This window comes from Mesorhizobium sp. YC-39, assembly GCF_025753795.1.
Taxonomy (GTDB): domain Bacteria; phylum Pseudomonadota; class Alphaproteobacteria; order Rhizobiales; family Rhizobiaceae; genus Mesorhizobium.
In genome coordinates this window covers 385240-410228 of sequence record NZ_JAOWPS010000002.1, presented here as the reverse complement: position 1 = coordinate 410228, position 24989 = coordinate 385240, and the positions used below count along the sequence as shown (strand labels likewise).

Annotated in this window: 23 protein-coding genes; 12 read left to right on the top strand and 11 right to left on the bottom strand. The window is 63.6% G+C overall.

Annotated features, from left to right (window positions below; translation table 11 throughout):
* Positions 1–85: 85 nt before the first annotated feature.
* The 3 genes from OHD62_RS11360 to OHD62_RS11350 all read left to right on the top strand — a co-directional run bounded on the left by OHD62_RS11360 (position 86) and on the right by OHD62_RS11350 (position 3012).
* Positions 86–1015, top strand: coding sequence for a rhodanese-related sulfurtransferase (locus OHD62_RS11360; protein WP_263782781.1), 930 nt, complete (start codon positions 86–88; stop codon positions 1013–1015).
* A gap of 219 nt (positions 1016–1234) precedes the next feature.
* Positions 1235–1999, top strand: coding sequence for a tellurite resistance TerB family protein (locus OHD62_RS11355; protein ID WP_263782780.1), 765 nt, complete (start codon positions 1235–1237; stop codon positions 1997–1999).
* Positions 2000–2247: 248 nt separating this feature from the next.
* Positions 2248–3012 carry an SDR family oxidoreductase gene (locus tag OHD62_RS11350; RefSeq protein WP_263782779.1) on the top strand — a complete coding sequence of 255 codons (765 nt, stop codon included), beginning with the start codon at positions 2248–2250 and terminating at the stop codon, positions 3010–3012.
* A 4-nt stretch (positions 3013–3016) separates the two neighbouring features.
* On the opposite strand, the gene OHD62_RS11345 is transcribed toward OHD62_RS11350, so the two are convergent.
* The gene (locus OHD62_RS11345; RefSeq protein WP_263782778.1) at positions 3017–3391 is read right to left on the bottom strand and encodes a YciI family protein; all 375 of its coding nucleotides are present in this window, start codon (positions 3389–3391) and stop codon (positions 3017–3019) included.
* A gap of 83 nt (positions 3392–3474) precedes the next feature.
* Entirely contained in the window at positions 3475–4659 is a 1185-nt protein-coding gene (locus tag OHD62_RS11340; protein WP_263782777.1) for a pyridoxal phosphate-dependent aminotransferase, read from the bottom strand.
* 82 nt (positions 4660–4741) lie between these two features.
* On the opposite strand from OHD62_RS11340, the gene OHD62_RS11335 reads away from it, so the two are divergent.
* From OHD62_RS11335 to denD, 4 genes are all read left to right on the top strand, one after another.
* Positions 4742–5428, top strand: a complete 687-nt coding sequence (locus tag OHD62_RS11335) for a GNAT family N-acetyltransferase (RefSeq protein ID WP_263782776.1) — start codon at positions 4742–4744, stop codon at positions 5426–5428.
* 12 nt (positions 5429–5440) lie between these two features.
* The gene (locus tag OHD62_RS11330; protein ID WP_263782775.1) at positions 5441–6427 is read left to right on the top strand and encodes a cation diffusion facilitator family transporter; all 987 of its coding nucleotides are present in this window, start codon (positions 5441–5443) and stop codon (positions 6425–6427) included.
* A 62-nt stretch (positions 6428–6489) separates the two neighbouring features.
* Positions 6490–6696 (top strand): hypothetical protein, encoded by a 207-nt coding sequence (locus OHD62_RS11325; protein WP_263782774.1) that lies wholly within the window; start codon positions 6490–6492, stop codon positions 6694–6696.
* 1 nt (position 6697) lies between these two features.
* A complete protein-coding gene (gene denD / locus OHD62_RS11320; RefSeq protein ID WP_263782773.1) occupies positions 6698–7675 on the top strand; it encodes a D-erythronate dehydrogenase in 978 nt (325 codons plus the stop codon).
* Positions 7676–7709: 34 nt separating this feature from the next.
* On the opposite strand, the gene OHD62_RS11315 is transcribed toward denD, so the two are convergent.
* The 4 genes from OHD62_RS11315 to OHD62_RS11300 form a co-directional block, all read right to left on the bottom strand.
* Positions 7710–8852: a nickel/cobalt transporter gene (locus OHD62_RS11315; RefSeq protein ID WP_263783857.1), complete on the bottom strand. Its 1143-nt coding sequence runs from the start codon at positions 8850–8852 to the stop codon at positions 7710–7712.
* Positions 8849–9517 (bottom strand): DUF1007 family protein, encoded by a 669-nt coding sequence (locus tag OHD62_RS11310; protein WP_263782772.1) that lies wholly within the window; start codon positions 9515–9517, stop codon positions 8849–8851. The genes OHD62_RS11315 and OHD62_RS11310 overlap by 4 nt, the downstream gene beginning before the upstream one ends.
* 162 nt (positions 9518–9679) lie before the next feature.
* On the bottom strand, positions 9680–10579 hold the full coding sequence (locus OHD62_RS11305) for a LysR family transcriptional regulator (RefSeq protein WP_263782771.1): 900 nt from the start codon (positions 10577–10579) through the stop codon (positions 9680–9682).
* A 12-nt stretch (positions 10580–10591) separates the two neighbouring features.
* On the bottom strand, positions 10592–11794 hold the full coding sequence (locus tag OHD62_RS11300; RefSeq protein ID WP_263783856.1) for an amidase: 1203 nt from the start codon (positions 11792–11794) through the stop codon (positions 10592–10594).
* A gap of 542 nt (positions 11795–12336) precedes the next feature.
* Between OHD62_RS11300 and odc2 the strand changes: the two genes are divergently transcribed.
* Both odc2 and OHD62_RS11290 read left to right on the top strand, forming a co-directional pair.
* A complete protein-coding gene (gene odc2 / locus OHD62_RS11295) occupies positions 12337–13470 on the top strand; it encodes an ornithine/lysine decarboxylase (RefSeq protein WP_263782770.1) in 1134 nt (377 codons plus the stop codon).
* A 262-nt stretch (positions 13471–13732) separates the two neighbouring features.
* Positions 13733–14299 (top strand): GNAT family N-acetyltransferase, encoded by a 567-nt coding sequence (locus OHD62_RS11290; RefSeq protein WP_263783855.1) that lies wholly within the window; start codon positions 13733–13735, stop codon positions 14297–14299.
* A gap of 153 nt (positions 14300–14452) precedes the next feature.
* Here OHD62_RS11290 and OHD62_RS11285 read toward each other — a convergent pair whose 3' ends face one another.
* Positions 14453–14788, bottom strand: coding sequence for an SCP2 sterol-binding domain-containing protein (locus tag OHD62_RS11285; protein ID WP_412177382.1), 336 nt, complete (start codon positions 14786–14788; stop codon positions 14453–14455).
* 171 nt (positions 14789–14959) lie between these two features.
* On the opposite strand from OHD62_RS11285, the gene OHD62_RS11280 reads away from it, so the two are divergent.
* Entirely contained in the window at positions 14960–16738 is a 1779-nt protein-coding gene (locus OHD62_RS11280) for a chloride channel protein (protein ID WP_263782768.1), read from the top strand.
* Between the two features lie 71 nt (positions 16739–16809).
* Positions 16810–18402: a gamma-glutamyltransferase gene (ggt, locus tag OHD62_RS11275; RefSeq protein WP_263782767.1), complete on the top strand. Its 1593-nt coding sequence runs from the start codon at positions 16810–16812 to the stop codon at positions 18400–18402.
* Between the two features lie 18 nt (positions 18403–18420).
* Here ggt and OHD62_RS11270 read toward each other — a convergent pair whose 3' ends face one another.
* The 4 genes from OHD62_RS11270 to OHD62_RS11255 form a co-directional block, all read right to left on the bottom strand.
* Entirely contained in the window at positions 18421–19272 is an 852-nt protein-coding gene (locus OHD62_RS11270; protein WP_263782766.1) for an MBL fold metallo-hydrolase, read from the bottom strand.
* Positions 19273–19470: 198 nt separating this feature from the next.
* Positions 19471–21114, bottom strand: coding sequence for an MFS transporter (locus OHD62_RS11265; RefSeq protein WP_263782765.1), 1644 nt, complete (start codon positions 21112–21114; stop codon positions 19471–19473).
* Positions 21115–21316: 202 nt separating this feature from the next.
* The gene (gene flaF, locus OHD62_RS11260; protein WP_263782764.1) at positions 21317–21664 is read right to left on the bottom strand and encodes a flagellar biosynthesis regulator FlaF; all 348 of its coding nucleotides are present in this window, start codon (positions 21662–21664) and stop codon (positions 21317–21319) included.
* A 371-nt stretch (positions 21665–22035) separates the two neighbouring features.
* Positions 22036–23067, bottom strand: coding sequence for a histone deacetylase family protein (locus OHD62_RS11255; protein ID WP_263782763.1), 1032 nt, complete (start codon positions 23065–23067; stop codon positions 22036–22038).
* A gap of 142 nt (positions 23068–23209) precedes the next feature.
* Here OHD62_RS11255 and OHD62_RS11250 point away from each other — a divergent pair, with 142 nt between their 5' ends.
* Positions 23210–24874 (top strand): amidohydrolase, encoded by a 1665-nt coding sequence (locus OHD62_RS11250; protein WP_263782762.1) that lies wholly within the window; start codon positions 23210–23212, stop codon positions 24872–24874.
* Positions 24875–24989 lie beyond the last annotated feature (115 nt).

Genomic DNA, 24989 nt, shown 5'->3' with positions numbered 1-24989 from the left:
TCGCGATGTCACGCACGCCCGGCGCCAAGGCTCCAACGCCCAGGCTGCCTTGAAATGGCTTTCAGCAGAGTTTAGTGGCTTGGCGATGACAATTTCCAGTCACGACCAACCTGTCCGCGTCGCCGCGCTCTACCGCTTCGCCCGGCTCGACGCTTTTGACGCGCTGCGTGCGCCGCTCGCCGCCTTCTGCTGCGGGCGCGGCATCAAGGGGACGCTGCTTCTGGCGCATGAGGGCATCAACGGCACGGTCGCCGGCAGCGAGGCTGACATTGCCGCGCTCATCGACCATCTGGAATCGATCGAGGGTCTCGCTGGTCTCGAGGTGAAATACAGCAGCGCTGCCGAGATGCCGTTCCATCGCATGAAGGTACGGTTGAAGCGCGAGATCGTCACCATGGGCATCGAGGCTCTCGATCCGGCGACAAGCGCTGGCACCTATGTCGCTCCGGCCGACTGGAACGCGCTGATCTCGGATGCCGACACGATCGTCATCGACACACGCAACGCCTATGAAGTGTCTATCGGCAGCTTCAAGGGTGCGGTCGATCCCGCAACGAGCAGCTTTCGCGAGTTTCCGGCCTGGGTGGAGCGACATCGGGCCGAACTCGGTGGCCGCAAGATCGCCATGTTCTGCACCGGCGGCATACGCTGCGAGAAGGCGACGGCTTATGTGAAGTCGCTCGGCTTCGAGGACGTGTTCCATCTCAAGGGCGGCATCCTGCGATACCTCGAAGAGGTACCGGCCGAACAAAGCCTGTGGCAAGGCGAGTGCTTCGTCTTCGACGAGCGTGTCTCGGTGTCGCACGGCCTCGTCGAGGGCGAGGCCGAACTGTGCCGCGCCTGCCGGCATCCGCTGACCGGGCACGACCTATTGTCGCCGCACTACACCGCCGGCGTAGCATGCCCGCATTGTTTCGATGCCCGTTCCGACGAAGACCGGGCGCGCTATGCCGAGCGCCAGCGCCAGGTCGAACTGGCGCAAGCGCAGGGCAGAGGTCCGCATATCGGACGTTAGAGTGAATTACGCATCGCGCGTTCCAAACCCAAAGGTCAGCGCAGCAAAAAATCGATTCCTATTTGCGGCCAATGCGTTAGAACACGGTAGATCCTGACATCGCCTCGTTGACGCCGTTACTGGCAAGCCCGTCATTGTAATGTCAATATACGGGGCCTACCTCTTTGACGTCCGCAACCTGCCCGTGCACGTTCGGCCGGGCCAATTCTGGAGGCATTGATGCTCGATCCCAAGAAGCTTCTCGACGATTTGCTTGGCTCGCAAATTCCCGGAACCGGGTCGACCGTCCGCGACAAGGCGGGGCAGGCGGTGCAGATGGCCAAGGACAATCCGTTGGCTGCCGGTGCGCTGGCCGCAGTGCTGCTCGGAACAGGCGCGGGACGTCAGGTCACCGGTGCCGCGGTCAAGCTCGGCGGCCTGGCCGCGATCGGCGGTCTCGCCTACAAGGCCTACCAGAACTACAAGAACGGCAGCGCGCCAGCGGAAACGCAAGCAGCCGGCGAGCCGGAATTGCTGCCGCCGCCCGCCGACACCAGCTTCCACCCCTCGCAGGCGCCGCAAGGCGAGGACGCCTTCACGCTGACGCTGGTGCGGGCGATGATTTCAGCGGCGAAGGCCGACGGCCATATCGATGACGGAGAGCGGCAAAAGATCGCCGGCAAGCTCAGCCTCGCGGGTATCGGTCCCGACGCGGAGAAATTCCTGATGTCGGAGCTGGAAACGCCGCTCGATTTGGACACGCTGGTCGCCGGCGCCCAGACCGACGCGCAGAAGCTCGAACTCTACACCGCCTCGCGCCTCACCATCGATCCCGATACGCGTGCCGAACGCGGCTATCTCGATCTGCTCGCCGGTCGTCTTGGCCTGCCGGACGCGCTGGTCGACCATGTCGAGGCGACGGTGTCGGCGGCAAAGGTGCCGGCATCGGACGCCAGCAAAGCAACAAAGGCGACCAGCAAGACCGCCCCCAATTCGCGCTGGTAGGCTGCAACCACAGCGAGTTGGCCGGCAAGATTTCGCGCTAACGTCTTGTTAACCCGGCAAGCGCATCTTTTTAGGCAGTCGGATCGGCTTTCCTCCTCCCAAGCCCGGTTCAGATCAGGGCGGCCGCCAATGGCCGCCCTTTTTGTCGGACTTACCTTGACGGCTTCCGCTTGCCACAGGCAGCTTCGGCTTGCCATCGGCGTCGTCATTTGCGATGGCACTTCCAGCCATGACCCGGGAGGACGGCGATGACAGCCAAGACAGATTCCAGAACCGCCATCGTCACCGGTGCCGGCACCGGTATCGGCAAAAGTGTCGCTACGGCGCTGCTCAGGGCCGGCTGGAACACGGTGTTCTGCGGGCGCCGCAAGAAGGTGCTGGACGAGGCGATCGCCGAGGCCGGGCCTACGCAAGCCAAGGCATTGGCTGTCGCCTGCGACATCAGCAAGGCCGATCAGGTCGACGATCTGTTCGAGACGGTGGCGGAGGCCTTCGGGCGCGTCGATCTGCTCTTCAACAATGCCGGTATGGGCTACAAGTCGACGCCGATCGACGAGATCCCGGTCGAAGTGTGGAACGATATTGTCGGGGTCAATCTCACCGGCTCATTCCTGTGCGCCCGCGCCGCCTTCGGCGCCATGCGCAAGCAGCAGCCGATGGGCGGCCGCATCATCAACAACGGCTCGGTGTCGGCCTACGCGCCGCGGCCGGGATCGGTGCCCTACACCGCGACCAAGCACGCCATCACCGGGCTGACCAAGACGCTGGCGCTGGATGGCAGGCCCTATGATATCGCCTGCGGCCAGATCGACATCGGCAACGCGCTGACCGACATGGCGCAGGCGATGACGGTCGGCGTGCCGCAGGCGAATGGCTCGATCGCCGCCGAAGCGGTGATGGACGTTCAGCATGTCGCCGACGCCGTCGTCCATATGGCCAGCCTGCCGCTCGACGCCAATGTGCTGTTCATGACGGTGATGGCGACGAAGATGCCGTTTGTCGGACGGGGATAGCCGCTCATCCCTGCGATAGCGGCACGCCGGGAAGATACAGCGAAATCGGGCGGATCTCGTAGACGGCCGTCGGATTGACGCGGCGCAAGTCGCGCGCGATCGCGATCGCTTCATCGCGCGTGGCGCAGTCGACGACATAAAGACCCAGCAATTGCTCCTTGGTCTCGGCGAAGGGACCGTCGATGATCAGTCCGTCGCCCGGCCCGCGCAAGGTGCAGGCATCCTGGGTCGCCCCGAGCCGTGCCGACGGTCCAAGGGTGCCTTCCCGGTAAAGCCGATCGTTGATCTGGAGCAGATCGGTCATCAGCGCTGCGTCCTGCTCCGGTGTCAGCGCCTCAATCGCTTCTTCCACGTGATAGGCAAGGATGGCATAAAACATTGAGGGTTTCCCTTTTAGGTCATGAATATCCAAGGACGGTCGAAGGGTACCTTTCCCGACAGGGTCAGCCCGGGTTCCCGTCCTCACTTGCCCAGGAACGCCTCGATCCGCTCCAGCGCGCGCAGGATGTTCTCTTCGGAATTGGCGTAGGAGAGCCTGACATAGCCTTCGCCGAGAATACCGAAATCAGGACCGCCGATCAGCGCGACGCCGGCATCCTCGAGCAGCGCCGAAGCGAGTTTCTTGGCCTTCCAACCCGTCTTGGAAATGTTGGGGAAGGCATAGAATGCGCCCTTGGGCGTGATGCAGGAAACGCCGGGCAAGGCATTCAGCCCCTCGACCACGACCTTCCTGCGGCGGTCGAAGGCGCGCATCATCTTGTCGACGTCGTCCTGCGGGCCATCGATGGCGGCGATGCCGGCATATTGGCTCGGCGCATTGACGCAGGACCAGCAGTTGACCGCTAGCTTGCGTACCTTGTCGTAGAGATGAGCACCGCTGTCGCCATTCGGCCAGATCGACCAGCCCATGCGCCAGCCGGTCATCGCCCAGGTTTTCGACCAGCCGTTGAGGATGATCAGCCGGTCGCGGATTTCGGGGAAATTGAGCAGCGAGCAATGCGTCTCGCCGTCATAGGTCATCACGTCGTAGATCTCGTCTGAGAGGATGGCGACATGCGGGTGCGCTTCGAGCCCCTTCACGAGCTTCTCGATCTCGGCTCTGGGCGTGACACCGCCGGTCGGGTTGGCCGGCGAGTTGAGGATCAACAGCCTGGTCTTCGGCGTGATCAGCGCCAGCGTCTCCTCAGCCGAAAAGGCAAAGCCGTTCTCCTCGCGCATCGGTACCGGCACCGGGGCGGCACCCGTGAACTCGATCATCGAGCGGTAGATGGGGAAGCCGGGATCGGGATAGAGGATTTCGGCGCCCGCCTCGCCGAACATCAGGATCGCGGCGAACATGGTCGGTTTGCCGCCTGGCAGGATCATCACGGCCTCGGGCGACACCTCGACGCCGGTGGTGGTCAGCGTGCGGCGCACCACCGCCTCGCGCGTCGCCAGCAGGCCGTTGGCCGGCGTATAGCCGTGATGACCGTCGCGCAGCGCCTGGATCGCGGCCTCGACGATGTGCTGCGGCGTCTTGAAGTCGGGTTGGCCGATGCCGAGATTGATAATGTCCCGACCCTGATGGGCAAGTGCCGTGGCACGCGCCAGCACCGCGAAGGCATTTTCCTCGCCGAGACGGTCGAAGGCCGAAATCGTGTGGAGCATTTTTCCCGTCCGTGTGGTTCTTTCACCGAGCGAGCGTTTTTGTGAGCGTCCGTTGCCAAATGTCAAACGGATTGGAGCCCAAGTGTCGGAAAATCTCGAGAATTGGCAGCCGCGCCCGCGGCCGGAGCGCAGGATCATTGAAGGCCGCTATGTCAGGCTCGAACCGCTGAGCGCGGCAAAGCATGGCGACGGCCTCTATGAAGCGTCGTCAGTGCCCGATGTCGGCGGCCGCTTTGCCTGGCTGCCCGATTATCCGCCGGAGACCCGCGCCGCCTTCCAGCCCTGGCTGGACAAGGTCGAGGCCAGCGAGGATCCATTGTTCTTCACCGTCATCGACAAGGCCAGCGGCAAGGTCGCCGGGCGTCAGACCCTGATGCGCATCGATCCGGCCTATGGCGTGATCGAGATCGGCAACATCTATTGGGGGCCGCTGATCTCGCGCAAGCCGGCGGCGACGGAAGCGCAGTTCCTGTTCATGCAATACATCTTCGACGAACTCGGCTATCGCCGCTACGAATGGAAATGCAACAACCGCAACGAACCGTCGAAGCGCGCGGCGGAGCGTTTCGGTTTCAAGTTCGAAGGCATTTTCCGCCAGCATCTTGTGGTCAAGGGCGAAAACCGCGATACCGCTTGGTATTCGATCATCGACAAGGAGTGGCCGGCATTGTGCAAAGCCTATGAGGCATGGCTCGATCCGGCCAATTTCGACAGCGATGGCCGGCAGAAGCGACGGCTCGAGGATTTCCGCGTCGAGTTCGGCGCATAGTGGAGTTCGCGGATGGCTCATAGCCACGACCATGGTTCGCAAGGGCATGACCACAGCCATGGCGCTGGCCATGTGCATGGCTCGACCGACAAGAAACGCGTGCTGATCGCAGCCTGCCTGACGGCAGGCTTCATGGTGGTGGAAGCGCTCGGCGGCCTTCTCACCGGATCGCTGGCGCTGCTGGCCGATGCCGGCCACATGCTCGCTGATTGCATCGCGCTCGGCCTTGCCTGGTATGCCTATCATCTGGCAAGCCGGCCGGCGACCGTTCGTCTCACCTACGGCTTCGGCCGGGTCAAGACCCTGGTCGCCTACACCAACGGCATTGCCATCTTCGCCATTGCGCTGTGGATCGTCTATGAGGCCTGGGGACGCCTGCTTACCCCGGAACCCGTGCTCGGCGGGCCGATGCTGGTCGTTGCGATCGCCGGCCTGGCGGTCAATATCGGCTCCTTCTTCGTGCTGCATGGCGGCGATCGTGAAAGCCTGAACATGCGCGGCGCCATATTGCATGTGCTGGGCGATCTACTCGGCTCGGCGGCGGCGATCGTGGCGGCGCTGATCATCCTGGCGACGGGCTGGACGCCGATCGATCCGATCCTGTCCGTGCTTGTCTCGCTGCTGATCCTGTCCACGGCGTGGTCGCTGATGCGCGAAGCCGCCCATGTGCTGCTCGAAGGCGTGCCGGCAAGCCTCGATCGCGACCTGATCGCCAGGGATCTGGAGGGAACGATCAAGGGTGTGCGCGAAGTGCATCACATGCATGTCTGGTCGCTCGACGGTTCAAGCAACATGGCGACATTGCATGCCTGCCTCAACGACGGGGTCGACGCCCATACCGCCGTCAGCGCCATCAAGAAACGGCTTGCATCAGAGCATGGCATAGCGCACGCCACCGTCGAACCGGAATTCGGCCAGTGCGCCGATAGCCATCATGAGCACGAAGGCGAGCACGACCATGCCCATGATGCGGCACCGCATGGTGGCCACTATCATTGACTTCAGGAGTTCTTGGTATTGACAACGATCAGCATGAACTCTCGCCGCCCCGAGGCTGCGTGATGGATCGCGACACGCGCAATGCGGCGATCGGCGCTGCCTGGGTGCTGCTCTTGTTCGGCATCGCCGCCTACTATTTACCGACCGTGATGCTGGCGGCCGGCAGCGTCTCGACCGTCCTTGCCGGTGTCGTCGCCGCTGTCTTCATGGTAGCGATTTTTGTCGTGTTCTGGCTGCGTGGCCGCAGCCAGCGCAAGAAGGATCACTGATATGCGCATTCTGATTACGGGAGCGGCCGGCATGGTCGGCCGCAAGCTCGTCGCCCGGCTGGCAAGCGATGGAACGCTCAATGGTCATAAGATCACTGCGCTCGACCTTCACGATATCGTGCCGCCGCAGGCGCCGGTCCTGGAAGGCGTCGACGTCGCCATCCATACCGGCGATCTTGCCGCGTCCGGCGCGACGCAAAGGCTGGTCGCCTCACGCCCCGACGTGATCTTCCATCTCGCCGGCGTCGTGTCCGGCGAGGCGGAAGCCAATTTCGACCTCGGCTACCGCGTCAATCTCGACGGCACGAGAGCGCTGTTCGATGCAATAAGGTTGGCGGGGTTTGCGCCGCGCGTCGTCTTCACCTCGTCGATCGCGGTGTTCGGCGCGCCGTTCCCGGATGTCATCCCCGACGAATTCCATCCGACGCCGCTGACCTCCTACGGCACGCAGAAATTGATGGGCGAGGCGCTGCTTGCCGACTATTCCAGGCGTGGCTTCTTCGACGGCATCGGCATCCGGCTGCCGACCATCTGCGTGCGGCCCGGCAAACCGAACAAGGCGGCCTCGGGCTTCTTCTCCGGCATCATCCGGGAGCCGCTGAATGGCGAGGAGGCGATATTACCGGTGCCGCGTTCGGTGGTGCATACCCATGCCAGCCCGCGTTCGGCAGTGAACTTTTTGATCCATGCCGCCGGGATCGACGGCGCCACTGTGGGGCCGCGCCGCAATCTGACGATGCCTGGCGTGGCCGTCACCGTCGGCGAGCAGATCGAGGCGCTGGAACGCATTGCCGGCGTCGAGGCGGCGAAACTGATCCGCGAAGAGCCCGACGAGACGATCTGGGCGATCGTCCAGGGCTGGCCGACGCGGTTCGAGGCCCGGCGCGCGCGGGAGCTTGGCTTTGCCGCCGAAGAAAGCTTCGACGACATCATCCGCGCCCATATCGAGGATGAGCTGGACGGCAAGATTTGCGCTTGAGCAGGTTGGGAGTCCAGCCGGACGCCTAAAGGCGCTACACGCTGCCCGTCAGGCTTGCCGACAAAAGCAGCAGTCCGAACAGGAAGACGAAGGCGGCGCCGCCGATCTCAACGATCGAGTGGATGCGGTTGCCCATGCGGCCATCGCCGGCGAAATAGACGGCCCAGTTCTTGGCGGTCACCGCGATCGTTGCCAGCGCCGAAACCGTGATGGCAGTGCCGATCGACATCGCCAGCACCGACAGCAAGCCGCCGAGCCAAAGCCCGTTGAGCAGGGCAAAGCTCAGCACGATCAGCGCGCCGGAGCAGGGGCGGATGCCAACTGCGGCCACCGCCGACCAGGCTGTGCGCCAGTCGAAGCGATCGCCGGAAAGCAGGGCCGGATCGGGTGCATGCGAATGGCCGCAGGTTTCGCAGACCTCGCCGGCCGCATGATCGTGGTGAGCGTGTGCTCCATGATCGTGATCGTGGGCATGGTGATCGTGGTCGTGATCATCATGCGCGTGAAGCGCATGCGAATGGGCATGCGCCGAATGGGCAGCATGCGAATGAGCTGCATGTGAGTGGCCGGCGTGGGCGGCCGAGAGGCTGTAGGCCGGGCCGGCGCCGAAGAGGCGCAGGATGGAGGGGCCGAGCTTGCGCCACAGCAGCCAGGCGCCGAACAGGGTGACGAAGACATAGCTCATGATCTCCATGAACCATGCCGCGTCTGTCATCGAGATGGCGGTGCCGCGCAGCACGAAATAGGCGAGCAGCATGACGGCGACTGCCGTCAATCCTTGCAGCAGCGCCGAGACGAAGGACAGCAAGATGCCGCGCTTCAGCGCCACTTCGTTCGCCACCATGTAGGACGAGATCACCGCCTTGCCGTGGCCGGGGCCAGCGGCATGGAAAATGCCATAGGCGAAAGACAGGCCGATGAGCAGCCACAGCTTGCTGCCGTCCTCGCGCATCGCCTTCATGGCTGTCGCCAGAGCGCGATAGAATTCCTGCTGTTTGAGATTGATCCACATCAGGATGTGGGCGAACGGGCCAGAGGCGGTGGGGGCCATGCCGTCATTGGTGCCGATGCCGAGCGAGCTCTGGGCGTGGGCGGAACCAAGGAAGTGCGTCATCACCAAGGTGACGGCCAAAAGGCTCAATGCCAAACGCAGGGACGGTTTCGTCACCGGAATTATCCTTCTGGCTGACAGGTCAGTTCAAGCTTGGTGGCAAAGATCTTGCTCATGTCGGTGCCTGTCGGATCATTGAAGAAAGCGTCCGTCAGGGTCTTCTGGTTCTCGGCGATTGCCTCGTCCGGATCAGGACGAATGACCTTGCTCGTGCAGGTCGACGGCAGACCGTCGACCTGCATGTTGGCGTCCTCGGTGAAATCGATCGCCGTGTAGAAGGTCGGATCGTAGACGCCGATATCGATCTTGCCGGCAAGCTTGATCGGCGCCTTCGGTTCGGATTCGAACAGGATGATGAGTTGGTCGTTGTCGAAATTGGCCATCAGATGCGGGGGCGGGTTCATCGCCACGTCCTTGCCTTCGACGGTGACGAGTTGGAAATAGTTGAACTCCGCCAGCGAGGCATGGACGGTGTCGGCGACATCCTTCAATTCCTTGTCGTCGAGCTTCAGGTCGGAGTTCTTGTCGAACTCCATCATGACCGTACTCGAAAACAGATCGTCAAAGCGCCAGAGATGACGCAGCGCTTTCACACTTTGGTGATCCGGGCTCAGCACCACTTCGAGGCGGGCCTCGGCGAAAACGTGCGGGTGCGCCCCAGCCGGCCCGACCACGGCAAAAATTGCCGCCATGGCCGAAGCCATCATGATTGCTTGCCGTTTCAGGTGCATTTATCGGTCGCGCGATTCCATCGGCTTCGGTAATCGTCGAGAGTTACCAGAAAGGGGGCGAAATTGGGACCGCTGGCGCGTGTCGCCCAAAAGTGCGCAGTGGTTTGAGGCAACTAAGCGCACGACAAAACCTCACAGCGCGGCGCGCTTTGAGGGAAGCGGTCAGGCGTTTTCGCGCGTTTTGAACCACTGCACCAGAAAGTCGACGAAGACGCGCACCTTGGCGGGCAAATAGCGGCGGTGCGGATAGACGGCGAAGATGCCGCTGCCAGACAGGAGGCGATCGTCCAGCACGCTCACCAGCCGGCCGCTCTCGATTTCGGGTGCCGCGATGAAATCGGGCAGGATGGAAAACCCGAGCCCGGACACGGCGGCGGCCCTTGCCGTCATCGGGCTGTTGACTTCGATCGGGCCGGATACCGAAACGCTCACCGTATCGCCAGTGTCGCCCTTGAACGGCCAATTGGTCAGCCAGCGGCCATTGGTGTCGATGATGCAGGGCACGCGGGCAAGATCCTGCGGCCTGACCGGCATGCCGTGCTTGGCGATCAATTCCGGCGAGGCGCAGAGCCGCACCGAAAACGGCGCGAGGCGTCTGGCGATCAGCGAGGAGTTTTCCAGCCGCGAGATGCGCACCGCGAGGTCGAAACCCTCCTCGACCAGATCGACGAAGCGGTCGTCGAGGTGGATGTCGAGCACAATGTCGGGATGCTGCTTGGCGAAATCGATCAACGATTGGCCGATCGGCGCGTCGGCGAAGGTGCGCGCCGCCGAAAGCTTGATCCTGCCGCGCACGTCGCCGGAGGATTCGCGCACCGCATCGGCCAGGCTGTCGACCTCGCGCACGATTTCGGAGGCGCGCCGGTAATAGGTATGGCCAGCTTCCGTCATCGAGAACTGCCGTGTGGTGCGGTTCAACAGCAGCGCGCCGAGTTCGTCCTCCAGCTCGCGCACATATTTCGACAGCAGCGCCTTGGAGCGGCCGATCTTGCGAGCGGCGGCGGAAAAGCCCTCGGCTTCGACCACGTCGATGAAGGCGCGCATGCGGGTCAGCGTGTCCATGTCATCCGCTCCTCATCGTGTTTGCTCCTGGCTGGCGGCGAGGATGCGTGCGCCCAGCGCCATCAATTGCCGGTCGCTGTTCTTCGACCCCAGCAGCGAGAGACCGAAGGGCGCGCCGTCGACCTCGCCCAGTGGCAACGTGATCTGCGGAAAGCCCGACAGGCCGGAAAGGCACAGCAACCGCAGCGCGCGTTCGCGGTAGGTCTGCAAATCGTCGAAGGCAGCGGCCTTCAGCGGGGCGGCACCCGGGGCGGTCGGCAGCACAAGCACGCCGTCCTCACCAAGGCGCTCGGCAAGTTCGCGGCGGAAGGCGTCGCGCCGCTCCGTTTCATGTTGCGCCGTCGCGGTGTCGATGGTCGCGCCATGCTCGAAACGTTCCTTGACGAAGGGCCCAAGCATCCGGCCGCTCTGGGAAATCCAGGCGCCATGGCTTTGCCAGGCCTCGTATCCCTGCAGCTTGCGGAAGCACCAATAGAGATCGTCGGTGGAATGCGACAGCGGTGCGATGGTGCGTGGTGCGCCCATCACTGAAGAGACGTGCCGGACCATGCCGGCATATGCGTCGGCCTCTTGCTGGCCGAGCATGAGCCCGTCCAGCGAATCGAGTGCAAGCGGCCGCTGCAAGTCGCGAGGCTGCGGATCGTCGCCGAGCAGTACCGCGCCGACCTTGTCATAGGTGGCCATGTCCCTGGCAAACCATCCGAACGTGTCGAAGGAAGGGGCGAGCGGCATGGTGCCGGCGAGCGAGATGCGGCCATGCGTTGTCCTGAGGCCGATCAAGCCGCAGAAACTTGCCGGCGCGCGGATCGAGCCGCCAGTGTCGGACCCGGTGGCGATGTCGGCCAGCCCGCCGGCAACCGCCGAGGCGGATCCGGATGACGAGCCGCCGGTGATGCGGTCGGGTGTCGCCGGATTAACCGGCGAGGGGAAATGCGCGTTCAACCCCATCAGCGAAAAGGCGAGCTCGTCGGTCTGCGTCTTGCCGACGAAGCGCGCACCCGAATCAAGCAGCGCCTGGACGGCAGACGCGGTTGCAGCGGCGGGCGGGGCCTCCTCATATTTCTGGGGATTGCCGCAGCCGGTGCGGTAGCCGGCCACGTCGAATATGTCCTTGACGGCCAGACGCAGCCCGGCGAGCGGGCCGGATTGCGCATTGGTAACGGGGATCTGGTCGAGGTCGAGAAAAGCGTTCAGGGGGCCGCGAGTGCCTGTCATGCGTTCGATATCCGGATACAGTCTGTCCAACATTGTGCGCTGCTGGAAATTTTACAACCTTGCCTGTCGATTTTTATTGATTGTGAAACCCTTCGCTCTTATATCGCGCTTGCCCAAAGTCGCACGTGCCTGTGGGTGTCCGCCGATCCTCGAATGGTGAGGGCAATCGGTAAGGTAACTGGAGCCAACCCCTCCAGTCGGTTTAGTGGCCAACCACCAAGCCGAGGACACCTTGAAGCAACGACGGTGCGGGCCTTTCTGGTGTTCTGCCGGTCGTCCAAAGACCGGGGTTACTGAAGAGGCACACCTTCATTGCCGGCAGTGCGGACGGGTCTCCCATCCAAGCCAAGGCAGACAAAGCGAACCAAGGCCGGGCAAGGCCAAGGTTCACCGCCGCGAGACGGCGATTCGTGGTTCCGGGGTCTCCACCGGCTGGTTCCATGATTTGACGTCCCGCCTTTGTCCACCGCGTGTTCGCGAGGCCGAGAGCCCGCGTCCCGCAGCCTTTGTGCACGCCGCAAGGCGTGATTGGAGAGACCCCGATGGCTACCCAGCGCATCCTTGACTTCCTCGCCACCCGACGTCCGAGCGGCCCTTGCCTCGTCGTCGACCTCGATGTCGTGCGCGACAATTTCCGCGCCTTCGAGAAGGCGCTCCCCGATTCCAAGATCTACTACGCGGTGAAAGCAAACCCGGCGCCGGAAATCCTGCGCCTCCTTGCTACGATGGGCTCGTCCTTCGACACCGCCTCCGTTGCCGAAGTCGAGATGGCGATGGACGCCGGTGCGCCGGCGCATCGCATTTCCTTCGGCAACACCATCAAGAAGGAGCGTGACATCGCACGCGCCTACCAGCTCGGCATCCGGCTGTTCGCGGTCGACTGCGTCGAGGAAGTCGAGAAGATCGCCCGCGTTGCTCCCGGCGCGCGCGTGTTCTGCCGCGTGCTCACCGACGGCGAAGGTGCTGAATGGCCGCTGTCGCGCAAATTCGGCTGCGTGCCGGCGATGGCGATCGACGTGCTGCGCCATGCCAGGTCGCTCGGCCTCGACGCCTATGGGGTGTCGTTCCATGTCGGCTCGCAGCAGACCGATTTGAACGCCTGGGACCGTGCGCTTGGCGACGCCAAGAAGGTGTTTGCGACGCTCGCCGAGGAAGGCATCGTCTTGAAGATGGTCAATATGGGTGGCGGTTTCCCGACCCGTTACCTCAGGGATGTGCCGGTGGCGCAGGACTATGGCCAGGCGATCTTCTCGGCATTGCGCAAGCATTTCGGCAACGCGATCCCGGAGACGATCATCGAACCGGGCCGCGGCATGGTCGGCAATGCCGGCGTCATCAAGTCGGAAGTCGTGCTGATTTCGAAGAAGGCCGACAACGACAATGTGCGCTGGGTGTTCCTCGACATTGGCAAGTTTGGCGGTCTCGCCGAGACGATGGACGAGGCGATCCGCTATGCGATCACGACTGCCTATGACGGCACCGAGACCGCGCCTTGCGTGCTCGCCGGCCCGACCTGCGATTCGGCCGACGTGATGTACGAGAAGACGCCGTATCCGCTGCCTTTGTCGCTGACCATCGGCGACGAGGTGCTGATCGAGGGCACCGGCGCCTACACGACCACCTATTCGGCGGTCGCGTTTAACGGCTTCGAGCCTCTCCGATCCTACGTGATCTGACGGTTCGAAAGAACCGATCAGATCATCCCAGGTGGGCGCCTGTCGCCCGCCCGGGCTCGCCTGTGGAACAGATCTCCGCTCGTGAAGGATCGCGGAAATGGACGTTGTAGATTACATTGTTGAGGGTGCCGCGGGAATCTCCCCCCTTGAGGGGGAGATGGCCGGCAGGCCAGAGGGGGTCGGTCCGGCTGCCTCGGCTTCCTTTGAGCTGCATGGCGTCGGCGCTTCACGCGCGGCAACCCCCTCTGTCGCCTTCGGCGACATCTCCCCCTCAAGGGGGGAGATTGCCAGCGCTTTTGTCGTCACCGCCGAAACCTCGGCCGACGTCGCTGCGCGCGAGGCCTTGCTAGACCGCGCCATGGGTCCGAAGCGCAGGAAGAAATCCTCCGAAAAACTGCGGCGCGGCCGCCGACCTTCGGAAGGCCTGGCCTTCATCGCTCGCGATGCGTCGGGTGCGGTCACCGGCACCGTGCGGTTGTGGGATGTGGTGCTGGGCGAGGGCGGTCCGACAGCACTTCTGCTCGGTCCGCTCGCTGTCGATCCGACGCTCAAGAATGCCGGCATCGGCTCGGCGTTGATGCGCCATGCCGTGGCGGAGGCCGCGCGGCTCGGCCACGCCGTGATCCTGCTCGTCGGCGACGCCCCTTATTACGGGCGTTTCGGGTTCTCGGCCGCCAAGACCGGCGCGCTCGCTATGCCGGGGCCTTACGAGCGGCACCGCCTGCTGGCGCTGGAACTGGTGGACAGCGCGCTTGATGGCGCCCAGGGCACGCTGAAGGCAGCGGGGCGCAAGCTGAAGGCGCCGGCGGCGCTGACGTTCGCGGCATGAAGCCTTTCAGCCGGATGTAAAAACGCCGCCCATAAGGCGCGTCGCATGCGACGCGCCTTATTTTCTTGTTTTGTGTATGTCGTTATCCCAAAACCGCTGCGCACTTTTGGGCGACATGCACAAGGCGGCGTTTTGGTTCCATCCTTGGACGGATCACCCGATCAACTGGCTGAGCGCCATGGCGACGCTCATGTCGCCCTCGACTTTGATCTTGCCGCTCATGAACGCCATGGTCGGGTTGAGGTCGCCCGATATCAGCGAGTCCAGATCGTCGAGCGAAAGCTTTATGGTGCAGTCGGCCGGCGCGTCGTCGGTCGAGATGGTTGCGCCGTCGATGACGATGACGCCGTCAGTGCCGGTATCGAATTTCACGGAACGATCGAACCCGGCACTCGCCACACGCGATCTGATCTTGTCGGCAATTTCCTGAACGCTCATGCCGTTCTCCTCGTCTCTTTGCGTTTGTCGCGCATTGGCGCTGGCGCATATAGCTTCGGGTTGACGTTTACGTCAACGCGGTTTCCCGTAACGAAGGTGGTCTTATCGACGCAGTGAGGCCGTATTGTCCCCACCACCTGCCGACGGCAGGTGTCGTGGTTGCCATGCCGCGCCGCCCAGCGTATCAGGCACCATTCCCTTGGATATCGGCGAGCCGCTCCGGTGCTTTCCAGAAACGAACCGCAAGTCTATGCCCGCCGGCTGCGCGCGGTGCTGATCAGATCGCTGCCGCTGCTCGAGGCGCGCGGCATTGTTGTCGTTATCCTGGCCGGCGTGGTCGGGGTGGCGGCGGGCGTGCTGGTCACCGCGATGAGCCAGATGGTGCTGGACCTGCACGGGCTGCTGTTCGGCGTTCAGCCGGGCGGCCGGCTTTCGGCGATGTTTTCGCTGGAGAGCCCGGTTCAGGCGCTGATCCCGGCAATCGGCGGCATCCTGCTTGGATTGACCGTGATCTGGTTGAGGGCGCGAAAGTTCCGCACGCCGGTCGATCCGATCGAAGCCAATGCGCTCTATGGCGGGCGCATGTCCCTGACCGACACGTTCATCATCGCCGGCCAGACGATGATTTCGAGCGGCTTCGGCGCCTCGGTCGGGCTGGAGGCCGGTTATACGCAGGTCGGTTCCGGCCTGGCGTCGCGGCTGGCGCGGGCCTTCAGGCTGCGTCGCAACGATGTCCGCATCCTCGTCGGCTGTGGTGCCGCCGGTGCGATCGCGGCCGCCTTCGACGCGCCGCTGACCGGCGCCTTCTATGGTTTCGAGCTGGTCATCGGCATCTATTCGATCGCCAATGTCGCGCCGGTCATGACGGCGGCGATCGCAGCCTCGCTGACCGCCGAGATGTTCGGCGGCGTGCCGTTTCCGCTGGAGCTGTCCGGCCTGCCGGCACTTACCGCCAGCCAGTATCTGCCGTTTTTGCTGCTCGGGTTGCTGGGCGGTGCCGCCTCCATCGCCATAATGCAACTGGTGACCCTGATTGAGCGCGGTTTCGCGCGGCTGTCGATCGATGCCGCGCTGCGGCCCTTCATCGGCGGCTGCATCGTCGGGCTGCTTGGTTTGATCACGCCACAGGTCCTGTCCAGCGGGCATGGCGCGCTGCATCGCGAATTCGCGATGAATTACGGACTTGCCGTGGTGACCAGCGTCTTCCTGCTGAAACTGGCGGCATCGGCGGTCTCGCTGGGTTCGGGCTTTCGCGGCGGACTGTTCTTCGCCTCACTGTTCCTCGGCGCTCTGCTTGGCAAGATGTTTGCCGAAATCATGACCGTCGTTTCGCCGGCAACGGGCATCGATCCCGCCGTTGCCGCCGTCGTCGGCATGACTTCGATTGCGGTCGGTGTCGTCGGTGGCCCGCTGACGATGACGTTCCTGGCGCTGGAATCGACCCGCGACCTGACGCTCACCGGGGTGGTGCTGGCGGCCTCGATCATGGCGGCGATCCTGGTGCGCGAGACCTTCGGCTATTCCTTCTCGACATGGCGTTTCCATTTGCGCGGCGAGACGATCCGCAGCGCGCATGACGTTGGCTGGATGCGCAGCCTGACGGTCGGCTCGATGATGCGCAAGGACGTCCGCACCATCGATGCCTCGAAAACGCTTGCCGCCTTCCGCAAGGAAGTGCCGCTCGGTTCGGCCCAGCGCGTCATCGCGGTTGATGACGGGCACTATGTCGGCGTGTTGATTGTCGCCGAACTGCACAGCGAACTGTCTGACGGCGAGACACCGGTTTCGATGCTTGCCAAGTACAAGGACGCGGTCCTGGTGCCGACCATGAACGTGCAATCCGCCGCCGAGACCTTTCAGCGCGCCAGCGCCGAGGAATTGGCGGTGGTCGAGGATTTCACCGACCGCACCGTCGTCGGCCTGTTGACCGAGGGCCATTTGATGCGGCGCTACGCCGAGGAACTCGACAAGGCACGGCGGGACCTGTCGGGCGAGGGGTAGGGCCGCGCGAGAAGCCGGCACTGGCGTCAGGGGACTGACTAAGCAGATGGCTGGAAGGTTTGGAGAACGTCATGCGTAACTTCGAGGATCCTGGTCGATCGCTGGCCGTTGCCCGTCATGGGATGGCGGCAACCTCACATCCGGCCTCAACCCTGACGGCCATCGAGATCCTGAAGGCAGGAGGCAACGCCATCGATGCGGCAGTGGCGGCCGTGGCGGTTCAGTCTGTCGTCGAGGCGGGCTCCACCGGTATCGGCGGAGACTGTTTCGCGATGATAGCGGTGGAAGGATCCATCGACATCCGTGCGTACAACGGCTCGGGCCGGACGCCGGCCGGCCTGACCCGCGACGCGTTGCGCGCCGAGGGTGCGACAACAATCGAACGCTCTTCTCCACATGCGGTCACGGTTCCTGGGGCGGTCGATGCCTGGTGCCGACTCTTACGTGACTTCGGCCGGATGCCGATGGCCGAGGTCCTTCAGCCGGCAATCGCGATGTCGCGCGAGGGCTACGCACTGACGCCCCGTGTCGCCGCCGACCTGGGACTGCAACGCGATCTCCTGGCGGCGGACCCGACCACTTGTGCCACTTTCCTGGTCGAAGGAGAGGCGCCGGCGGTCGGCGGCGTCCAGCGCCAGCCCTTGCTCGCGAATACACTCGATGCGATCGCACGCGACGGCAGGGACGCCTTCTATCGCGGCGCCGTCGCCGAGGACATGGTGGACTATCTGCGCGGCCTCGGCGGCCATCACACGCTCGACGATTTCCGCAGCGCTGCAGGAGACTACGTTACACCCATCTCCACGACCTATCGTGGCCGCACCATCTACGAATGCCCACCGAATGGCCAGGGCGTCGTCGCCCTTCTTATCCTGAACATCCTCTCCCGTTTCTCGCTGTCCAACGACCCGTTCGACGCCGATGATCTGCATCTCCTCCTTGAGGCGACACGGCTCGCCTACGCCGCGCGTGACGCGCTGGTCGCCGATCCGTCTGTATCGGATGGGGCCGTCGAGCGCATGCTGTCGAGCACGCTTGCTGATCGTCTCGCCAGTGGTATTTCCTTGGATCGGGTCACTGAGCCACTGCCGTCGTTCGACATCGTCGAGCACAAGGATACTGTCTATCTCAGCGTGGTGGATCGCGACCGCAACGCGGTCAGCTTCATCAATTCGATCTTCAGTTCCTATGGCAGTGGGCTGATGGCGCCACGCTCAGGCGTGTTGTTCCACAACCGAGGCCAGAGCTTTTCGCTTGCGGCAGGTCACCCCAATGAAGTCGACCCCCGCAAGCGCCCGATGCATACAATCATCCCGGGAATGGTCGCCGAGGGCGGACGCGTCGTCATGCCGTTCGGTGTCATGGGCGGGCACTACCAGGCCATGGGCCATGCCCATCTGTTGTCCCGGCTCTACGATTACGGTCTCGATCTTCAGACCGCCATTGATCTGCCGCGCCTCTTTCCACTGCCGGGTACCGGGACGGTGGAGGCCGAGGAAGCCATCCGCACCCGCTTCGGCGCCGAACTGGAACGCCGCGGCTTTAAGGTTCAGCCGCCGCGGTTGGCCATCGGCGGCGCGCAGGCCATCCGGATTGACTGGGAGCGCGGCGTCCTGATCGGAGGGTCCGACCCCCGCAAGGATGGGCTGGCGTTGGGCTACTAGCCTTGCCCCACAGGAGTCTTAAAGCATGAATGTCTTGCCGACCGCGGATGGAACGACCCGCTCGCCATAGGCGGCCGCAAGTGCGCCCACGGCGCGCCAGCCCGTGCAGTGCCCGGGTGATATCAATTGCAGGTCAAACCGCGCCAGCGCTTCAACCGTCTCTTGGATAATCGGCTCGGTGATCCCGGAGAGGTGGAAGCCGCCAAACACGCCGTAAAGCGGGATATCCGGAAACCTTGCCTGGGCGTGCGCCAGAACGTTGATCAGGCCGGCATGCGAGCAGGCGGTGAAGACGACTTGCCCCTTGCCGGCAACGTTGATAGCCACAAAACGCTCGTCCGGCATGACTTCGTCCGGCTCCCAACTGCCTGCGGTAGTCTGGCGATATTGGCCGGGAAACCCGCGTTCGAACTGGGTCACGCGAGGGATTTCGCCGCTCACATAGACCGTCTCGTCAAAAAGCAGCTGCTCGTCTCGGGTAACAATGACATCGGCGCCGTTTCCGGACAGAACATCCACGCTCGGCACCAGCTCCATCGGCCGAAGCTGTCCGTCGCCGGATTTGGTCGCGCGCAAGGCGAACATATCGGGATGCATGTAGGTCGGGACGGACTTCCCGCCATTGCCCATTGTGATCATCTGGAGGGCGCGCGGCATTGCACCGCCATGATCCCAGTGGCCATGCGACAGCATGACCGCGCCAACGTCCCCGAGATCGACGCCGAGCCTGACCACGTTGCGCTCAAACACCCATTCCTCGGGGCCCGTGTCGAACAGCAGCGTACTGCTGGCGGATGCAGTCCGGGCAGTAATCAAGCAGGAAAGCCCATGCGCGGCGCAGCATAGGCATTTCCCGGACAGCCATTGCATCCCGCGACGGCGATGGCCGGCGAACTCGGTCTCGACGAAACCGGGGTTCGACGAGAGACTGTCGGTCACGTTATCGACCAGAAAGATGACCTCTGCCGTATCGACAGCTCTCATGGAAGCGACCCTGCCTGGCAATGCATCGGGGTCATTCTATCCAATTCGGTTGCCTCGCATAGCTCCGACAGGCTCCGGGGCCTCCTAATGCTCGATCGGCCCTTTCGGCATGACCAGCGCGGTGCCGGCGGTCGTCGGGCGCTCGATCATGCGGCGGACGCGGGGCGGCTCGTCGCCGCTGTGCAGCGCCCGCACGCGCTCGCCGACGATAGCGTCGGCGTGGGTCGCCCGCTTGTTGTGGCGGATGTATTCGAGCCATGTCGGCGTGTGATAGTGCTCGATCCAGATTGCGGGGTTTTCGAGATCGCGCGCCAGTGTCCAGTTCCGGGCACCATCGCGGCGGCGGATGCGGCCGCGTTCGGCCATGGTGGCGAGGAACTCCGCCACGTCCTCCTCGCGGATGATGTACTCGATCATGATGGCGATGGGGCCGCTGCGCGGCTTGAGGTCGAGCGCCAGATGCGGCTCCTTGAAGCGGTTGAGCGGATCGAGGTTGAGCACCGTATGTTGCGGCAGCGGCAAAAACAGGCCGATGGCGCCGCCCGCCAGCATCGCCACGCTTGCCGCGATCAGGGCGGTTTCGGCGCCATGCGCATCGGCGACGACGCCCCAGATCCAGCTGCCAAGCGCGATACCGCCGAAGGTTGCCGTCTGATAGACTGACAGCACCCGGCCGACCACCCAGCGCGGCGTCGACATCTGCACCGTGACGTTGAAGTGCGACAGCGCGATCACCCAGCAGGCGCCGCCGACGAGCAGCCCGAGCGACGTCTGCCAGGCATGGTGGCTGATGGCGGCATTGAAGGCGCAGAGCGCGAAACCGGCGAATGCCATGCGCACCATCGTTTCGCTGGACAGGAGCTGCCGCAGCCGGACGCTGATCAGCGCGCCGCCGACCGCGCCGATGCCGAAAGCGCCGAGCATGATGCCGTAGGTCAAGGCATCGCCCTTGACGACGTCGCGCGCCACCAGCGGCAGCAGCGCCAGGACCGCGCCGGCGCTGAAGCCGAACGCCGCACCCCTGACCAGAACCTTGCCGATATTGGGCGACATGGCGACATAGCGCAGGCCGGCGCCCATCGCCGCCCCCAGCGTCTCGCGCGGCAGCGTCGACGCCGGCAGTTCCGGCTTCCAGCGGGCCAGCACGATGATGAGGCCGATATAGCTCACCGCATTCGCGGCAAAGGCCGCGGCAGCGCCGGCGGCGGCAACGATGACGCCGCCGATCCCCGGGCCGACACTGCGCGTCAGATTGAAGCCGAGCGAGTTGAGCGCGACGGCCGCAGGCAGCTTGTTGCGCGGCACCATGTCGCCGACGGAAGCCTGCCAGGATGGGTTGTTGAGCGCCGTGCCGCTGTCGATCAGGAAGGTGAAGGCGAGCAGTGTCCACGGCGTAATCAGCCCAAGATAGGTGAAGACCGTCAGCAGCACCGAGACGACCAGCATGAAGGTCTGGGCAACCAGCATGACCTTGCGCCGGTTGAAGCTGTCGGCGATGGCGCCGGCGACGAGCGCAAACAGCATGATCGGCAGAGTGGTCGAGGCCTGGACCAAGGCGACCTGGTAGGGCGAGGTCGCAATCGTCGTCATCATCCAGGCGGCGCCGACGCCCTGGATCAGGCCGCCGAAATTCGAGACCAGGCTGGCGGACCAGACGGCGCGGAAAATCCCATGTCGGAACGGCGCCAGCGCCGAAACGCGCTCGCTGTTCGGCTCGTCGTCGATCATGGATGCTTTCCCGGCTTCAAATGCTCTTCTTACGGTGAATCGGTCCTCTCACACCGTCCCTTCAAAGTAGAACATCGCGTCGCAAAGGGCGAACGCATTCTCGAAAAAGATCATGGTCCACAACAGGATAGCGAAGGACGGAAGTGGTCCGACTGGAACCCGCCTGGCCGCAACCTCGACGTCAACCGCCGATCTCAGCCGGTCATTGAATGCCGTCCCTGACGATCGCCGACACTTCGATCAGCCCTTCGAAATTATCCGTGCGGCCCTGGCTGATATCCTCAGCCTCGCGCAGCAGCCACAGGCCGATGGAGATGAGGTTGGCGCGCAATTCCTTGGGCAAGGCATTGTCGTTGGAGCCGAGATCCTCAACGAAGGTTGTCCAGACGCTATTGGTGAAATGCAGCGCCTCGATCGCTTGCGTCGAGCCGTGGCCAGCGAGCGCCGCCGCCGACAGCATGTCGATTGAGCGGGTAAGAAGCTGCCTCTCGCGGTTCCTTGCATCGGCCACGGAGCCGATCGGGATGTCGGCGTGGGAGAATTGATACATCGTTGGCGCTCTATCGTTCCGTTGAGAGTTGTCGCGTCAGGTTCATGAGACACGCCGCGATTGATCCTGATGCCCGGCTGCTGACATCGCCAGCGGCCGGACCCGAATACGCATCACTTTCACGAAGGCACACGCAAGACGCGGGGACCGCGTCCAATCGGACCCTTTCAGGGAACGCGAAACTATCCGCATCCGGCCCCGGATGGCTCCGGAGCATGAGACTTTGGGTGGTCGCCGCGCCCCCGAGGAACGGCTGATTCGGGTACAATCTAACCGCAGACGAATCCGACTTCAAACGCGATTTGACACAGCGGGTTCTTGTGGATTCACCGCTGACCGAAAGGCTGATCGTGAGCCGGCGGGTTTCTTTCCTATCGATCCTCGAACCCGGTCAGCACGCCGACGGCGTTGATGCCGATCTCCTCGACGGCATAGCCGCCTTCCATGACGAACAGCGTCGGCAGGCCAAGCCTGGCGATGCGGCGGCCGATCTTGGGATAGTCGGTGCTTTTCAGCTTGAACTGGCTGATAGGGTCCTTCTCGAAGGTGTCGACGCCGAGCGAGACGATGACGACATCGGGAGCGTAAGCGATCAGCTTCGCACAACCATCTTCCAGCGAGGCGTTCCAGGCATCCCATGAAGCGCCGAATGGCATAGGGTAATTGAGATTGAAGCCTTCGCCGGGGCCTTCGCCGCGTTCATCGGCATGCCCGAGGAAGAACGGATATTCCGTCATCGGATCGGCATGCAGGTTGATGACCTGGATGTCGCCGCGGCTGTAGAAGATCTCCTGCGTACCGTTGCCGTGATGGTAGTCGACATCGAGGATCGAGACGCGCCTGGCGCCCTGGTCGCGAAACCATTGCGCGACGACGGCGGCGTTGTTGATGAAACAATAGCCGCCCATGAAGGCGGCGCCGGCGTGATGGCCGGGCGGGCGGCAGAGCGCGAATGCCGCCGGTTCGCCGGCCTTGACCAGGGCGGCGGCGGTGAGCGCTACATCATAGGATGACTTGATCGCCTCCCACGTGCCTTTGACGAAAGTGGCGCCGCCGTCGAAGGAATAGAAGCCAAGCTGTGCGTCAATGGTTTTCGGGCGCACGTCACCGCGCAGGCCGCGCGTCGGCCAGGTGAAGGGGATAGCCGAGCCGGACCTGCCGGATGCTTCCCACAGCGGCCACACCGTCGGCAGGAAATCGATAAAGTCGTCCGTGTGGACCTTCCTGGCCGCAGCCAGGTCGTGGATTTCGGGTGGCAGGATCGGGCCGAGCTCTTCGCTCTCCACGCGCGCCTTGATGAATTCGGCGCGCGACGGCTTTTCGAAAGCCGGCACGACGGCGCCCGCGATCAGTTCCACATTGCCGGCATGGCCGGCGTGAAGCGGTGAAAAAACAGTCTTCATGAAAATCCTTCCGTGGCGAGGCGGAGCGACCGTAATCATGCCGTGCCGTCTTTCACAAGTCGCTGGGCCAAGCGGCTATGGCTTGCTGGCACGGCGGCCGGTCGTCTAGCGTGCCGGAATCGCAATCAACCCGCAGGCAATCATGAGTTCTTTCGCCGACCTGATCGTCGTCAATGGCCGCGTTTTGACCATGGACGAGGACGATCCGGTGGCCGAGGCGGTTGCGATCGGCGGCGGCACCATCCTGGCGGTCGGCGGCCGCAAGACGATCGAGGCCCTGAAGGCGCCCTCTACCAGGATTGTCGATGCGCAGGGTGGTTCGGTCATGCCGGGTTTCATCGAAGCGCATATGCATCTGTTTTCAGGCGCGGCCGAACTCGCTCATCTGCAGCTTTCCGGCATTGCCGGTTTCGATGCGCTGCAAAATGCGATCCGCGCCTATGCGCAATCCCGGCCCGACGCAAGAATGTTGGTCGGGCAAGGTGTCGACTATACCGTGCTTGGAGCCGAACGGGTAACGCGCCATCATCTCGACGCCATTCTGTCCGATCGCCCCTTCTGCATGGCCGCTCCCGACCATCACACTATGTGGGCCAACACCAGGGCGCTGGAGATGGCCGGCATCCTGCATGGGCGCTCGCTCGGTCCAGGCAACGAGATCGTCATGGGTGCCGACGGGCTGGCCGAAGGCGAATTGCGCGAGGACGAGGCGTTCGGTCCGGTGCTCGATCTTGCCGGCGAAAGCCGGGTACGGTTGGGGCTGGCGACAGGGGGCGAGCCGGACCCGTTGCCGACGCCTGCCGAGCGTGCAGCCGATCGCGACATCATGCGGCGCGGGCTCGCCTGGTGCGCGCGTCACGGCATCACCTCGATCCAGAACATGGACGGCAATCTCTATCAGTTAGAACTGCTTGCCGAGATCGAAGCTGAGGAAGGCCTGCCCTGCCGTGTCAAGGTGCCGTTCCACTACAAGAACTTCATGACGCATGACATGCTCGACAAGGCGTCGATGATGACTGAGCGCTATCAGGGCGAATGGCTGTCGTCGGGCATGGTCAAGGTGTTCTATGACGGCGTGCTCGATTCATGGACGGCTGTCATGGTCGAGCCCTATGCGGACCGTCCGGATTGGGTGGGCGAGCCGTTGTTCACGCCGGAACAGTTCACCGAACTTGCCGTAGCGGTTGACAAGCGTGGGCTGCAGATCGCGGTGCACGCGATTGGCGATGGCGCGGTGCGAGCCGTACTCGACGGTTACGAAGCCGCGAGGACGAAAAATGGCAGGCGCGACAGCCGGCATCGGATCGAGCACATCGAGGTCACCACCGCCGCCGACGTGCCACGTTTCGCCGAACTTGGCGTCATAGCGTCGATGCAGCCGCCACATCCGCCGGGCGCCATGGACTTCCCCCTGGAGCCGACCGTCTCGCGCATCGGGCCTGCGCGCTGGCCTTTGAGCTACGCCTGGTGGACACTGAAGAATGCCGGCGCGCGCGTCGTCTTCGCCTCGGACTGGCCGGTGGCGCCGATCGATCCGATCCTGGGCATACAGGCGGCAATCTTGCGCAAACCTTGGGCAGAAGGCGATCCCGACCAGAGTTTCTCGCTGCATGAATCGCTTGCCGGTTACACGGTCGAGGGCGCCCATGCGGAATTCACAGAACATCGCAAAGGCCGTTTGAAGTCAGGCTACCTCGCCGATTTGGTGGTGCTCTCGGCTGATATCGAGGCGACCGCGCCGGAAGTGCTGCATACGGTGCGGCCGGTGACGACCATCTGCGGCGGCAAGGTCACCTATCAGGCCTGAGCATGGCACGGGAATTGCGTTCTGAATCCGGATTCAGATGTACGCTTGCCAAGCCACGCGCCGTGTGCTGACAATCGATGGGAACTGGATCCGCCGTGAAGAGCGGACACAAGAA